14 protein-coding genes and 3 tRNA genes are annotated in these 14,100 nt (G+C 68.3%); 3 read left to right on the top strand and 14 right to left on the bottom strand.

What is annotated here, in order from left to right:
• Positions 1-19 precede the first annotated feature (19 nt).
• Genes ccmE through ccmA form a run of 5 tightly spaced genes read right to left on the bottom strand, consistent with a single transcriptional unit; the run spans position 20 to position 2,881 of the window.
• Positions 20-526: a cytochrome c maturation protein CcmE gene (gene ccmE, locus DFP85_RS07680; RefSeq protein WP_133635717.1), complete on the bottom strand. Its 507-nt coding sequence runs from the start codon at positions 524-526 to the stop codon at positions 20-22.
• Positions 516-752: a heme exporter protein CcmD gene (ccmD, locus tag DFP85_RS07675; protein WP_133635716.1), complete on the bottom strand. Its 237-nt coding sequence runs from the start codon at positions 750-752 to the stop codon at positions 516-518. The genes ccmE and ccmD overlap by 11 nt, the downstream gene beginning before the upstream one ends.
• Positions 752-1,492, bottom strand: a complete 741-nt coding sequence (locus DFP85_RS07670; protein WP_133635715.1) for a heme ABC transporter permease — start codon at positions 1,490-1,492, stop codon at positions 752-754. The genes ccmD and DFP85_RS07670 overlap by 1 nt, the downstream gene beginning before the upstream one ends.
• Positions 1,493-1,506: 14 nt before the next feature.
• Positions 1,507-2,208, bottom strand: a complete 702-nt coding sequence (gene ccmB / locus DFP85_RS07665) for a heme exporter protein CcmB (RefSeq protein WP_106230490.1) — start codon at positions 2,206-2,208, stop codon at positions 1,507-1,509.
• Between the two features lie 28 nt (positions 2,209-2,236).
• Positions 2,237-2,881: a cytochrome c biogenesis heme-transporting ATPase CcmA gene (gene ccmA / locus DFP85_RS07660; protein ID WP_133635714.1), complete on the bottom strand. Its 645-nt coding sequence runs from the start codon at positions 2,879-2,881 to the stop codon at positions 2,237-2,239.
• Positions 2,882-3,086: 205 nt separating this feature from the next.
• Between ccmA and lexA the strand changes: the two genes are divergently transcribed.
• Both lexA and DFP85_RS07650 read left to right on the top strand, forming a co-directional pair.
• Positions 3,087-3,557, top strand: coding sequence for a transcriptional repressor LexA (gene lexA, locus DFP85_RS07655; RefSeq protein WP_133635713.1), 471 nt, complete (start codon positions 3,087-3,089; stop codon positions 3,555-3,557).
• Positions 3,557-4,177, top strand: a complete 621-nt coding sequence (locus DFP85_RS07650; RefSeq protein WP_133635712.1) for an IMPACT family protein — start codon at positions 3,557-3,559, stop codon at positions 4,175-4,177. The genes lexA and DFP85_RS07650 overlap by 1 nt, the downstream gene beginning before the upstream one ends.
• Positions 4,178-4,258: 81 nt before the next feature.
• Here DFP85_RS07650 and DFP85_RS07645 read toward each other — a convergent pair whose 3' ends face one another.
• The 3 genes from DFP85_RS07645 to DFP85_RS07635 are packed head-to-tail and all read right to left on the bottom strand — an operon-like array spanning position 4,259 to position 7,743.
• A complete protein-coding gene (locus DFP85_RS07645; protein WP_133635711.1) occupies positions 4,259-5,584 on the bottom strand; it encodes a sodium ion-translocating decarboxylase subunit beta in 1,326 nt (441 codons plus the stop codon).
• An 11-nt stretch (positions 5,585-5,595) separates the two neighbouring features.
• A complete protein-coding gene (gene oadA / locus DFP85_RS07640) occupies positions 5,596-7,440 on the bottom strand; it encodes a sodium-extruding oxaloacetate decarboxylase subunit alpha (RefSeq protein WP_133635710.1) in 1,845 nt (614 codons plus the stop codon).
• 51 nt (positions 7,441-7,491) lie between these two features.
• The gene (locus DFP85_RS07635) at positions 7,492-7,743 is read right to left on the bottom strand and encodes an OadG family protein (protein WP_133635709.1); all 252 of its coding nucleotides are present in this window, start codon (positions 7,741-7,743) and stop codon (positions 7,492-7,494) included.
• 171 nt (positions 7,744-7,914) lie between these two features.
• Between DFP85_RS07635 and DFP85_RS07630 the strand changes: the two genes are divergently transcribed.
• Entirely contained in the window at positions 7,915-8,901 is a 987-nt protein-coding gene (locus DFP85_RS07630; RefSeq protein WP_133635708.1) for a tRNA dihydrouridine synthase, read from the top strand.
• 188 nt (positions 8,902-9,089) lie between these two features.
• On the opposite strand, the gene DFP85_RS07625 is transcribed toward DFP85_RS07630, so the two are convergent.
• From DFP85_RS07625 to alaS, 6 genes are all read right to left on the bottom strand, one after another.
• Positions 9,090-9,166 (bottom strand) — tRNA-Arg (locus DFP85_RS07625).
• A 70-nt stretch (positions 9,167-9,236) separates the two neighbouring features.
• Positions 9,237-9,313, bottom strand: a tRNA-Arg gene (locus DFP85_RS07620).
• Between the two features lie 21 nt (positions 9,314-9,334).
• Positions 9,335-9,427: transfer RNA gene (locus DFP85_RS07615), tRNA-Ser, on the bottom strand.
• A 112-nt stretch (positions 9,428-9,539) separates the two neighbouring features.
• Positions 9,540-9,734, bottom strand: a complete 195-nt coding sequence (gene csrA, locus DFP85_RS07610) for a carbon storage regulator CsrA (protein ID WP_089712664.1) — start codon at positions 9,732-9,734, stop codon at positions 9,540-9,542.
• Positions 9,735-9,933: 199 nt separating this feature from the next.
• Positions 9,934-11,184, bottom strand: a complete 1,251-nt coding sequence (locus DFP85_RS07605) for an aspartate kinase (protein ID WP_106230498.1) — start codon at positions 11,182-11,184, stop codon at positions 9,934-9,936.
• A gap of 105 nt (positions 11,185-11,289) precedes the next feature.
• Positions 11,290-13,899, bottom strand: coding sequence for an alanine--tRNA ligase (alaS, locus tag DFP85_RS07600; protein ID WP_133635707.1), 2,610 nt, complete (start codon positions 13,897-13,899; stop codon positions 11,290-11,292).
• Positions 13,900-14,100: the final 201 nt, after the last annotated feature.

The raw sequence follows: 14,100 nt of genomic DNA, 5'->3' as shown, positions 1-14,100 counted from the left end.
TCTGCATGGGCACTCCGGATCAGTTCTGGCTGGCGCCGTCGCCCTGGGCGTCCAGTCGTTTGCCCACCTCGGCCGCCTTGGCCTGGTAGTCCTCCGGCGAGTAGCCGGCTTCCTCCAGCGCCTGGGCCACCTCGGGGGGCATGTAGTTCTCGTCGTGACGCGCCAGCACCTGGTCGGCCCGCAGCCAGCCGCCCTGCTGGAGCTGGCCGACCACCACCACGCCCTGCCCCTCACGGAAGAGGTCGGGCAGGATGCCGCTGTAGCGCACCTCGAGGTCGTCGACATAGTCGGTGACGGTGAAGGTCACCTCGAGGCTCTCCTTGTCGCGATCCACCGAGCCCTCCTTGACCATGCCGCCGGCACGGATCTGGCGCTCCAGGGGGGCATCCCCGGCGGCGATCTGCACCGGGCTGAAGAAGAGGTTGATGTTGCTGCGCAGGGCGTAGAGGGTCAGGCCCACGGCGATGGCGGCCAGCGAGACCAGCCCCAGGATCACGAACAGCTTCTGCTTGCGTTTAGCTCTCACGGGCATGGCCCTCTTGATGTGAAACCGGTGTCGCGGCGGCGCCCGGGGCGCCGTGGTGCTGCGCGCGACGCGCCCGGCGACGCAGGTCGCGCAGCAGCGCGCGACGCTCGGCTCGGGCATGGAGCACCACGCCCACCAGCAGCAGCCCGGTGACGCCCCAGGCCGCCCAGACGTAGACGCCATGGCCGCCCATGGCCAGGAAGGCCGACAGGGAATCGAATGCCATCAGCTCACCTCCCCGGCCAGTTCGCGCACCCAGCGCTTGCTCGCCTCACGACGCAGGATCTCGCTGCGGGTGCGCATCAGGGTCACCGCGATGAAGAAGCTGTAGAAACCCAGCACCATGATCAGCAGCGGGGCCCACATCTCCATCGGCATGGCCGGACGCGAGGTGACGCTGAAGGTGGCCGGCTGGTGCAGGGTGTACCACCAGTCCACCGAGTACTTGATGATGGGGATGTTGATCACCCCGACCATGGCCAGCACCGAGGCGGCCCGAGAGGCGCTGTCGCGGCTGGAGAAGGCGCCACGCAGGGCGATGACGCCGAAGTAGAGGAACAGCAGGATAAGCATCGAGGTGAGGCGCGCGTCCCACATCCACCAGGTGCCCCAGGTCGGCACGCCCCACACCGCGCCGGAGAACAGCGCCACGAAGGTCATGGCGGCGCCCAGCGGGGCCATCATCGCTGCCGCCATGTCGGCGATCTTGATCTTCCAGACCATATAGATGAAGCCGGCCACCGCCATGCTGACGAAGATCGACTGGGCCAGGAAGGCCGCCGGCACGTGCACGTAGATGATGCGGAAGCTGTTGCCCTGCTGGTAGTCCGCCGGGGCGAAGGCCAGCCCCCAGGCGCTGCCGACCAGGATCAGCACCGCCGCCGCCACCCAGAACCAGGGCTGCAGGCGCTCGCTGATGGCGTAGAACCACTTGGGGGAGCCGAGCTTGTGTATGAAGGCCCACATGCCGATTGTTGTCCTCAACCGTTGATACTGATGCGCAGTGACGCCGCGATCGCCCAGGGGGCGAGGCTCAGCGCCACTGCCAGGAGCGCACCCAGGATGGCCAGGTGCGCGGAGACGCCATCGCCGAGGATCGCCGCCTGCACGGCCCCGGCGCCGAAGATCAGCACCGGGATGTAGAGGGGCAGCACCAGCAGCGAGAGCAGCACGCCACCCCGCGCGAGCCCCACGGTCAGCGCCGCCCCGATGGCACCGATCAGGCTCAGGCTGGCACTGCCCAGCGCCAGCGACAGTGCCAGCACCGCATAGCTGCCCGCCGGCAGCGACAGCATGATGCCCAGCAGCGGCGCCATCAGCGCCAGCGGCAGGCCGGTGAGCAGCCAGTGCACCGCCACCTTGGCCAGCGCCAGCGCCGGCAGCGGCTGGGGCGAGAGCAGCAGTTGCTCCAGGGAGCCGTCGTCGTAGTCGCTGCGAAACAGGCTGTCCAGGGAGAGCAGCGCCGCGAGCAGCGCCGCGACCCACAGCAGGCCCGGGGCGATGGTCGCCAGCAGCTCAGGGTCCGGCGAGATGCCGATCGGGAACAGGGTGATCACCAGAGCGAAGAACACCAGCGGGTTGAGCACCTCGCTGCGCCGGCGCATCATCAGCACCAGGTCACGCTTCAGCGTCGCTCGGATTGCGACCCCGGCGCCGCCCTCGGGTTCCCGGAACAGCGGCATGTCACCCGGCTCCTGCGCAAGGCGCGACTCAGAGTGCGGCATCGTCACCCCCCTGCCCCAGCCGGATGCGCCGCAGTGCCGGAGAATCGGCCAGCTCGTGGTGGGTGGTGACCAGCACGCAACCGCCGCGCCGGGCATGGGCCGCCAGGCGGCCCTCGAGGGCCGCCACGCCGTCGCGGTCGATGGCGGTGAAAGGCTCGTCGAGCACCCAGAGCGGACGCGGGATCAGCTCCAGCCGGGCCAGGGCCACCCGGCGCTGCTGGCCGGCGGAGAGCTGGCCGGCGGGCAGGTCCTCGAAACCGGCGAGCCCCACCGCCGCCAGGGCCTTGAAGCGCGCGGCCTCGTCGTCGGGCTCGCCCGCCAGGGCCTGGTACCAGGCCAGGTTCTCCAGCGGCGTCAGCGCCGCCTTGACCCCCGGCGCATGGCCCAGGTAGAGCAGGTTGGCCAGGAAGTCCTGGCGCGTGCGCCGCATGGGATGGTCGTTCCAGTAGAGCTCGCCCTGGAAGTCGGCCAGCTGCCCGGAAAGGATCTTCAGCAGGGTGGTCTTGCCACTGCCGTTGGGACCCTCCACACGCACGATCTCGCCGGCATGGATGTCCAGGTCAAGGTCCCGGAACAGCCAGCGATCGTCCCGCTCACAGGCCAGCTTTCGGGCTTGCAGACGCAGGCTCAAGGCACTCTCCCGGCATGGGTAATTTCGCCCGGAACTCTACACGGAAAGGGCCCTGGCTACCAGTCGCGCCGTCTGCGTCAGCCGGTCGCACTTGCCCTGGGTCAAGCCTTGCGTGGACCGCCAGCCCTTGCCAGATCCGGGCCCGCTGCTATGCTCGTGAAACACTGTATGTATCGACAGGTTTCGACGACAGGGGAGACATCGCATGCCCAACGTCACACCGCAGTACCTGGAACGCCGCCCCAACCTCCCGCTGGCCCGGTCCTGGGCGGCCATCGAAGCGGACGACCTGACCGAGATCCCGCTGCTCGGTCGCGTCTCGGCGGGCATGCCCATCGAGGCCTGTCCCGAGGCCGGCAGCATCCAGGTGCCCACGCGGATGGTGCGCCGCAATACCTATGCCCTGCGGGTGCGCGGCGACTCCATGGTCGATTGCAACATCTTCGACGGGGATGTGATCATCATCGAGCGCCGGGAGAGCGCCGAGAACGGCGAGACCGCGGTGGTGATGATCAACGACCAGGAGGTCACCCTGAAGAAGCTCTACATCGAGAAGTCCGGCGTGCGCCTGCAGCCGGCCAACGAGCGCATGGCGCCCATCTACCTGCGCAACGACGATATCCAGGTGATCGGCCTGGTGATGGGCGTGGTGCGCCAGGCGGAGCTGGCCGCCTGATGCGCTATGCCGTCCCCGATGTCCCCGCCGGACGCTGGCAGGAGAGCGAACTGGAGGTGGAGAAGAGCCGCTTCATCACCTGGCTCTGCCATGCGCCGGACAGCGCCGCCTTCGAGGCGTTGCTGGCCGAGGCGCGCCGCACCCACCCCGGCGCCAGCCACCACTGCAGCGCCTTCATCGCCGGCCCGCCCGGCGAGCAGACCGCCATCGGCTTCTCCGACGACGGCGAGCCCGGCGGCACCGCCGGGCGCCCCATGTTCCAGGTGCTGGAGGGCGCCGGCCTCGGCCAGGTGGGCTGCGTGGTCACCCGCTACTTCGGCGGCACCAAGCTCGGCACCGGCGGCCTGGCGCGCGCCTACTCCCGCGCCGTCGCCGAAGGCCTGGAGGCCCTGCCGCGCCGCACGGTGGTCGAGCGCACCCCGCTGCGCCTGCGGGTCGACTTCGCCGGCGAGGCCGAGGCCCGGGCCTGGCTGGCCGAGCAGGAGGTGCCGGTCGCGCAGGCCGACTACGGCGCCGACGGGGTGGTGCTCACGGTGGGCTGGCCCAGCGACGTGCCGGCCGACCTCAGCGCGCTGGAGACCCGCCTGCGCGGCCGCCTGGCCCTGCTCCCGGACGACTGAGCGCCCTATCCTGCTCCCCGGCCACCACCATCAAAAACGGCGCCCGCAGGCGCCGTTCTCGATGGGGCAGGACCGCCGGCCTCAGCCGAGGTACTTGATCATCACCCCGGCGGCCACCGCCGAGCCGATCACCCCGGCCACGTTGGGCCCCATGGCGTGCATCAGCAGGAAGTTGTGGGGATTGGACTCCAGCCCCACCTTGTTGGAGACCCTTGCGGCCATGGGCACCGCCGAGCCCCCCGCCGAGCCGATCAGCGGGTTGATCGGCATGCGGCTCACGGTGTTCATCAGCTTTGCCATCAGGATCCCGCAGGCGGTGCCGATGGCGAAGGCCACCATGCCCAGCGCCAGGATCCCCAGGGTCTCCAGGGCCAGGAAGCGGTCGGCCATCAGCTTGGAGCCCACCGAGAGGCCGAGGAAGATGGTCACGATGTTGATCAGCGCGTTCTGGGCGGTGTCGGAGAGCCGTTCCACCACCCCGCACTCGCGCATCAGGTTGCCGAAGCAGAACATCCCCAGCAGCGGCGCCGCATCCGGCAGGAAGAGCACCACCAGGATCAGCAGGCTGAGCGGAAAGACGATCTTCTCGAGCTTCGACACCGGCCGCAGCTGGGTCATGACGATCTCGCGCTCCCGCTTCGAGGTCAGCGCCTTCATGATCGGCGGCTGGATCAGCGGCACCAGCGCCATGTAGGAGTAGGAGGCCACGGCGATGGCACCCAGCAGCTCCGGGGCCAGGATGCTCGACACGTAGATCGAGGTGGGGCCGTCGGCGCCGCCGATGATGCCGATGGCGGCGGCCTGGTTGAGCGAGAAGTCCATCCAGCCCATGGCCGACATGCCCACCGCGCCGAGCAGGGTGGCGAAGATGCCGAACTGCGCCGCCGCGCCCAGGAAGAGGGTGCGGGGATTGGCCAGCAGCGGACCGAAGTCGGTCATCGCCCCCACGCCCATGAAGATCACCAGCGGGGCGATGCCCGAGGCGATCGCCACGCTGTAGAACTGGTAGAGCATGCCGTGGGCGAAGCCGGCGTCCATGGCCACGTCGTTGGCGGAGCGCAGCAGCGCCGGCGAGAGGTCGCCATGCAGGGCCTCGGTCAGGGTGTGGCGCCAGGCCTCGATGCCGGCGGCCGGGTCGAGGCCCAGTTGCAGCGTCGCGGCCATCTGCTCGAGCAGCGCCGGCCGCGCCAGGTGCGCCGCCTGCTCGGCGGCAGACAGGGCCAGACCCGCCTCGGGGATGTTGGCCAGGATGCCGCCGAAGCCGATCGGCACCAGCAGCAGCGGCTCGAACTTCTTGGCGATGGCCAGGTAGAGCAATCCCAGCCCCACCAGCACCATGACCGCCTGGCCGGGGCTCAGGTTGTAGAGCCCCGAGCCGTACCAGAGCGTCAGTATCTTCTCCGTCATGGGTACCTTCCTCAGAGCTCGATCAGGACATCGCCGACGGCGACGCTGTCGCCCTCGCTGACATTGACGGAGGAGACGGTGCCGGCACCGGTGGCGCGCACCTCGGTCTCCATCTTCATGGCCTCGAGGATGATCACCACATCGCCCTCCTCGACCGCGTCACCGGGGCGCACGTTGACCTTGAAGATGTTGCCGGCCAGCGGCGCGGTGATCGCCTCGCCGCTGGGGGCGGCGGGGGCACTCTCGGCGGGTTGGGCGGCCGCGGCCTGCTCCTGGACGGCACCGACCTCGCCGCCCTCGGCGACCTCGACCACGTACTGCTTGCCGTTGACCTTGACGGTATAGGTCTCGGGGCCGGCCGGGACCGCGCCCTGGGTCGCCGGCGCCTTGGCCTCGGCCCCGCCCTTCTGCGACGAGACCGGCAAGCTGGCGTCGGCCGCCTCCTTCCCGGGGGCCTGGGGCGCCGGCTCGAAGGCCTCGGGGTTGTCGCGGTTCTTGAGGAACTTCAGGCCGATCTGCGGGAAGAGCGCATAGGTGAGCACGTCGTCGATCTCGCGCTCGCCCTCGGCCAGGCGGATGCCCTCGGCCTTGGCCTTCTCCTTGAGCTCGGCGGTCAGCCGCTCCATCTCCGGGTCGAGCCGGTCGGCCGGACGGCAGGTGATCGGCTCGCCCCCCTCGAGCACGCGCGCCTGCAGCTCCTTGTTGAACGGCGCCGGGGCCGCGCCGTACTCGCCCTTGAGCAGCGCCTGGACCTCCTTGGAGATCGACTTGTAGCGCTCGCCCATCATCACGTTCATCACCGCCTGGGTACCGACGATCTGCGAGGTCGGGGTGACCAGCGGGATGAAGCCCAGGTCCTCGCGGACCCGCGGGATCTCCTTGAGCACGTCGTCGAGCTTGTCGCCGGCGCCCTGCTCCTTGAGCTGGCCTTCCATGTTGGTGAGCATGCCGCCCGGCACCTGGGCGATCAGGATGCGCGAGTCGATGCCCTTCAGCGAGCCCTCGAAGGCGGCGTACTTCTTGCGCACCTCGCGGAAGTAGGCGGCGATCTCCTCGAGCAGTTCGAGGTCGAGGCCGGTGTCGCGCTCGGTGCCCTGGAGGATGGCCACCACCGACTCGGTGGGGCTGTGGCCATAGGTCATGGACATCGAGGAGATGGCGGTATCGACGTTGTCGATGCCCGCCTCGGCGGCCTTGAGGGCGGTGGCGGTGGACATGCCGGTGGTGGCGTGGCACTGCATGTGGATGGGGATATCCACCGCTTTCTTGAGCTTGGTGACCAGCTCATAGGCGTCGTAGGGCTTGAGCAGGCCGGCCATGTCCTTGATCGCCAGGGAGTCGGCGCCCATGGCGGCGATGGTCTTGCCGAGCTCGACCCAGCCGTCCAGGGTGTGCACCGGGCTCACGGTATAGGAGAGCGTGCCCTGGGCGTGGCCCTCGACCTTGCGGACGGCCTGGATGGCACGCTCCAGGTTACGCGGGTCGTTCATGGCATCGAAGACGCGGAAGACGTCGACACCGTTGGTCTTGGCTCGCTCGACGAACCTATCCACCACGTCATCGGCGTAGTGACGGTAGCCGAGCAGGTTCTGGCCGCGCAGCAGCATCTGCTGGGGGGTGTTGGGCATGGCGGCCTTCAACGCCCGTATCCGCTCCCACGGATCCTCGCCGAGGTAGCGGATACAGGCGTCGAAGGTGGCCCCGCCCCAGGACTCCAGCGACCAGAAGCCGACACGGTCGAGCTTCTCGGCGATGGGCAGCATGTCATCGAGGCGCATGCGGGTGGCGAACAGCGACTGGTGGGCATCGCGCAGGACGACATCGGTGATGCCAAGCGGGCGTGTCTTGTCAGTCATGGTCGTGACCTTGTCGTTATGGATGGAAGGGGAAAGGGGGGAGCGGCCGCCTCAGCGGCGGTGGCGGCGGCGATAGCGGTGCACCGCGGCGGTGATGGCGACCATCACGTCATCGTCCTGGCGAGGCGCCGGCGGGCGGCGGTTGCCGGTCGCGACAGGGGCGGGCGGCTCGGGAAAGAAGCGGCCGATGGCCTTGGACATCAGGGTGGTGACGATCACCAGCACGGTAAGAAAAACAAAGACAAACCCCATGCCGAGGCCCATCAGGGCAAGCCCCTCGTTGAGCAGCTGCGTGTCCTGCATGCGAATTCTCCTGTTTCTTGCGCGGAGTTGGCCTCGATCTCACGAGAAAACTCGGCTTGCGCATTTTTTAGGATGCTATAACCTGCCACATCCCCGACAGATTGCAATGGCGTCATGGTGGAAGTCAGCGTTGTTAATTTACTACATAACGGGCGGATCGGCCTAGCGCCCATGGAAGGGGTCATCGATGCGGTGACCCGCGACCTGCTGACCCGCACACCCGGTTTCGACTGGGTGGTGACCGAGTTCGTGCGCGTGGTGGACGCCCGCCTGCCGCCCCGCGTCTTCCACCGGCACTGCCCGGAACTGGCGCACCCCGGCGTCACCACGCCGAGCGGCGTCCCCGTGCAGCTGCAACTGCTGGGCTCCGACCCCGAGGCCCTCGCGGCCAATGCCCGCCAGGCCCTGCGTCTCGGCGCTACCGGCCTGGATCTCAATTTCGGCTGTCCGGCCAAGCTCGTCAATCGCCACGACGGCGGCGCCTCGCTGCTGCGTGACCCGCGACGGGTTCACGCCGCCGTGTCGGCGGTATCCCGGGCGGTGGGCGACGAGATCCCGGTGACGGCCAAGATCCGCCTGGGCTTCTCCGATCGACGCCTGGCCCTGGCCTGCGCCCTGGCCACCCAGGAGGCCGGCGCCCGGCGGCTCGTGGTCCATGGCCGGACACGCGACGAGGGCTACCGCCCGCCGGCCCACTGGGAGTGGATCGGCCGCATCCACCAGCGCCTCTCCATCCCGGTGGTCGCCAACGGCGACATCTGGACCCTGGAGGACTACTGGAAGGCCCGCACCCTCTCCGGGTGTCGCGACGTGATGCTCGGTCGTGGCGCCCTGGCCGACCCCTGGCTGGCGGCGCGCATCCGCCACTGGCAGGCGACGGGAGAGCGACTGCCCGACACACCCTGGGAGGCTCGGGCACGGATCCTCGCCGACTTTGCTGCATTGCAGCGTAGCACACTTCCGACGCGTGTCGTCACTGCCCTGATCAAGCAGTGGCTCAACCATATGCGCCAGCGCGACCACGAGGCGGCCCGCCGCTTCCAGGCCGTGAAGCGCCTGCGCGAGCTCGACGCCCTGCTGGCGGGCCTCGAGCCCCCTGCGACCGCTAACCGCCCCCCTTTCCCCGTTCGCGCCGACCACCGCGCAGAGCCCGCCTGACGGCGAGTCACGACAAGGCGCCAGGCGCCCACAAAAAAAGAGGCGCACGTCGCATCACGACGGCGCCTCAAACGATCGCAGGGTCGGCACGCGAGAAGCGTCGACCCGGCTAGCAGAACACAGGACGTCGGGCACAGCAGGCCCGGAAAGCAGAAGACCCGCCCTCGCGTGGAGGACGGGTCGAGATCTGGCGCGCCCGGGAGGATTCGAACCTCCGACCACCTGATTCGTAGTCAGGTACTCTATCCAGCTGAGCTACGGGCGCGTAAGGCAACAAGCGAGTCGTTGCAGGGATAAACCGGAGGGGATACCGCCGACCATATCCAGTGTGAAGGTGGCGCGCCCGGGAGGATTCGAACCTCCGACCACCTGATTCGTAGTCAGGTACTCTATCCAGCTGAGCTACGGGCGCTTGACCTTCGCGTGACGACAATGGCGGAGAGGGAGGGATTCGAACCCTCGAAGAGGCTATAAACCCCTTACTCCCTTAGCAGGGGAGCGCCTTCAGCCACTCGGCCACCTCTCCCTCATCGGCACGGTGCGTATCCTACCGTTTTAGAAGGCCATTGTCCAGCGACCCGGGCGATTTTTCACCATGACCCCGCGATGGCGCTCCCGCCTCGAGCACCGGCCGGGTGCTAGTCATCGCTCTCGAGGCCGGAATCGGCCTTCTCGCGCTGGATGCGCTGGTAGATCTCCTCGCGATGCACGGCGACATCCTTGGGGGCGTTGACGCCGATGCGAACCTGATTGCCCTTGACGCCAAGGACGGTCACGGTGATGTCGTCACCGATCATCAGGGTTTCGCCGACGCGGCGGGTCAGGATGAGCATGACTGATCTCCTTCTCAGACTTCTGGCTACGGGATGCTCGCCGGCAGGGACGACGAAGTTACATTGTGCGACAAGTCGTCGTCCCTGACCAATGGCGCCGACCCATGAGACGCCCGTACCACGTTGAAAGGAAGCCCTGTGGCACGGGTGTCGTGGCCTTCCCTACAAGCGTAGAAGGTGTCGTCGCCCGAAGGGAGCCCTATTCGGCCTCGATATCGCTCTTGTCGAGGCCGAAGGCCTTGTGCAGCGCCTTGACCGCCAGCTCCATGTGCTTCTCGTCGATCACCACGGAGATCTTGATCTCGGAGGTCGAGACCATGCGGATGTTGATGTTCTCGTCGGCCAGCACGCGGAAGAACTTCGACGCCACCCCGGCATGGGAGCGCATGCCCACCCCGACCAGCGAGACCTTCGCGATATTGTCGTCCCCGCGCAGTTCGCCGCCGCCCAGGTCGGGAATGACCTGCTCCTGGAGGATCTTCATGGTCTGCTTGTAGTCGCCCTTGGCCACCGTGAAGGTGAAGTCGGTGTAGTCACCAGCCGGCGCCACGTTCTGGACGATCATGTCGACCTCGATGTTGGCATCAGCGATCGGCCCCAGGATCCGCGAGGCGACACCCGGCACATCGGGGGTGTTGAGCAGGGTCAGCTTGGCTTCGTTGGCGGTGAAGGCGATGCCTGAGATCAGCGGTTCTTCCATGGAATCCTCGTCTTGGTCGGAGTCAGCAACGATCAGGGTGCCGGGGCCATCCTCGAAGCTGGACAGCACGCGCAGCGGAACATTGTACTTGCCGGCGAATTCGACGGCGCGAATCTGCAGCACCTTGGAGCCCAGGCTCGCCAGCTCCAGCATCTCCTCGACGGTGATGGTGTCGAGGCGCTGGGCCCTGGAGCAGACCCGCGGGTCGGTGGTGTAGACGCCGTCGACGTCGGTATAGATCTGGCACTCGTCGGCCTTCAGCGCCGCCGCCAGCGCCACGCCGGTGGTATCGGAGCCGCCGCGGCCGAGGGTGGTGATGTTGCCCTCCTCGTCGACGCCCTGGAAACCGGCGACCACCACCACCTGACCGTCGTCCAGGTCGGCCTGCAGCTCATCGGTCTCGATGCGCTGGATGCGCGCCTTGGTATGGGCACTGTCGGTCTGGATGCCCACCTGGGAGCCGGTGTAGGAGGTGGCCGGCACGCCGATCTTGTGGAGGGCCATGGCCAGCAGCGAGATGGTCACCTGCTCGCCGGTGGAGACCAGCATGTCCATCTCGCGCGGCGTCGGCTCGTCGTTGATCTCGTTGGCCATGCCGATCAGGCGATTGGTCTCACCGCTCATGGCGGAGACCACGACGACGACCTGGTGGCCGTTGTCGCGAAAGCCCTTGACCTTCTCGGCCACGGCCTTGATGCGCTCCACGGAGCCCACCGAGGTGCCGCCGAATTTCTGTACGTATAGTGCCATATGCCGATTTCCCTCGTGCGTCGAGTGCGAATCGCGCTCGGATGAGTGAAAGGTGAGTGAAGATGACGAGGGCCGGGGCATCGCTGCCGCCGGCCCTGCAAGCCCTTACGGGAGCCGCTCCTCGACCCAGGCCGGCACGCTGTCCAGCGCCCCGGGCAGTGCCGTGACATCGCTGCCGCCGGCCTGGGCCATGTCGGGCCGGCCGCCGCCCTTGCCGCCGACCTGGCCCGCCACGTGGTTGACCAGCTCGCCGGCCTTGACCCGGCCGGTCAGGTCGTCGGTGACGCCTGCGATCAGGCTGACCTTGCCGGCCTCGGCGTCGGCCACGCCCAGCACCACGATGCCGGAGCCGAGCTTGTTCTTGAGCTGGTCGAGCATGCCGCGCAGCTCCTTGCTGGCCACGCCCTCGAGGCGCCTGGCCAGCACCTTGACGCCCTTGACCTCGCGGGCCTCGTCGACCATGTCGTTGCCGGCGGCGCTGGCCAGCTTGGCCTTGAGGCGCTCGAGCTCCTTCTCCAGGGAGCGGTTGCGGTCGAGCAGCGACTCGACGCGCTCCTCGGCCTGCTCCGGCTTGGCCTTGAGGCGCTCGCCGATGCGATTCAGGCGCGCCTCCTGCTCACGGAACCAGGCAAGCGCCCCCTCGCCGGTGATCGCCTCGATGCGGCGCACGCCCGAGGCGATGCCCGCCTCGCTGACGATATGGAAGCAGCCGATGTCACCGCTGCGCGCCACGTGGGTGCCGCCGCACAGCTCGATGGAGAAGTCCTCGGCGCCGATGGTCAGCACCCGCACGCTGTCGGCGTACTTGGCCTCGAAGAGCGCCGCGGCGCCCTTGGCCTTGGCCTCATCGAGGGTCATCTGCTCGATGCGGGTCGGCGCGTTGGCGAGTATCTGCTCGTTGACCAGGCGCTCCACCTCGGAGAGCTGCTCCGGCGTCATCGGCTCGAAGTGGCTGAAGTCGAAGCGCAGGCGCTCGGGGGTGACCAGCGAGCCCTTCTGCGCCACGTGGTCGCCGAGCACCAGGCGCAGCGCCTTGTGCATCAGGTGGGTCGCGGAGTGGTTGCGCACCGTGGCCGCGCGCAGGCTGGCGTCGACCCGCGGGTGGACCCCGGCGCCCACCGCGAGCGACCCCTCGAGCAGCACGCCGTGGTGCAGGTGGTGACCGCCCTGCTTCTGGGTGTCGGTGACCAAAAAGCGGCCACCCTCAAGCTCCAGGTAGCCGGTATCCCCCACCTGGCCGCCGGACTCGCCGTAGAAGGGGGTGCGGTCGAGCACCACCACGCCACGCTGCTCCGGCTCGAGCCGTGCCAGGGGGTTGCCCTCCCGATCGACCAGGGCGGTGACGGTGGCGCGGTCCTCGAGGCGCTCATGGCCGGTGAAGTCGGTCTCGCCTTCCAGCTCCAGGGCGGCGCCGTAGTCGGCACCGAACTGGCTCGCCGCCCGGGCGCGCTCGCGCTGTGCCTCAAGCGCGCGCTCGAAGCCGACCTCGTCGAGGGTCACACCGCGCTCCCGGCAGACATCGGCGGTCAGGTCATAGGGGAAGCCGTAGGTATCATAGAGCTTGAACACCGTCTCGCCGGGCAGCACCTCGCCGTCGAGGCCGGCCAGGGCCTCCTCGAGCAGGCCCATGCCGTGCTCCAGGGTGCGGGCGAACTGCTCCTCCTCCTTGAGAAGGACGCGCTCGATCTGTTGGCGCGCCTCGCGAAGTTCCGGAAAGGCGTCGCCCATCTCCACGTCCAGCGCACCCACCAGCTTGTGGAAGAAGTTGCCCTGGGCGCCCAGCTTGTGGCCGTGGCGGATGGCGCGACGGATGATCCGGCGCAGCACATAGCCGCGCCCCTCGTTGGAGGGCAGCACGCCGTCGGCGACCAGGAAGGCGCAGGAGCGGATATGGTCGGCGATCACCCGCAGCGAGGGCGCGCGGGTATCGGCATGGCCGGTATGGCGCGCCGCCGCCTCCAGCAGGTTCTGGAAGAGGTCGATCTCGTAGTTGGAGTGCACGCCCTGCATCACCGCGGCGATGCGCTCCAGCCCCATGCCGGTATCGATGGAGGGCTTGGGCAGGGGATGCAGGGTGCCCTCGGCGTCGCGATCGAACTGCATGAACACCAGGTTCCAGATCTCGATGTAGCGGTCGCCGTCCTCCTCGGGGCTGCCGGGCGGCCCACCCCACACCTCGGGGCCGTGGTCATAGAAGATCTCGGAGCTCGGCCCGCAGGGGCCGGTGTCGCCCATCTGCCAGAAGTTGTCCTCGTCGAGCCTGGAGAAGCGCGCGGGGTCGATGCCCATCTCCTCCTTCCAGATGCGCTCGGCCTCGTCGTCGCTGACGTGCACGGTGACCCACAGCTTCTCCTTCGGCAGGCCCAGGGTCTCGGTGAGGAACTCCCAGGCGTAGCGGATGGCATCGCGCTTGAAGTAGTCGCCGAAGCTGAAGTTGCCCAGCATCTCGAAGAAGGTGTGGTGGCGCGCGGTATAGCCGACGTTGTCGAGGTCGTTGTGCTTGCCGCCGGCGCGCACGCAGCGCTGGGACGAGGTCGCGCGCACGTAGGGGCGGGGGTCACGACCCAGGAAGACGTCCTTGAACGGCACCATGCCGGCATTGGTGAAGAGCAGGGTCGGGTCGTTGCCGGGAACCAGGGAGCTGGAGGGCACGACGGTGTGGCCGTGCGCCTCGAAGTAACTCAGAAAGGCCTGTCTGATGTCTGCGCTTTTCATGGGGTATCCGTGGCGATGAACGGGGTGACCCGGCGGGCGACGCTGGCTCGAGACGGGCACCACGAGGCGCCATCTCCAGGCGCATCGCAGTGCCGCGGGATGCCACCCGGGGCGTTCGCAAAGGGAGACATTATAGCGCAGTTGTCAAGGGACTGAAGGGGCCTCGGCGCCGGCACCACTCAGGGGTGATGCGGGGGCAGG

It is taken from the genome of Halomonas ventosae, from assembly GCF_004363555.1.
Taxonomy (GTDB): domain Bacteria; phylum Pseudomonadota; class Gammaproteobacteria; order Pseudomonadales; family Halomonadaceae; genus Halomonas; species Halomonas ventosae.
This window is presented reverse-complemented; position numbering and strand designations above follow the sequence as displayed.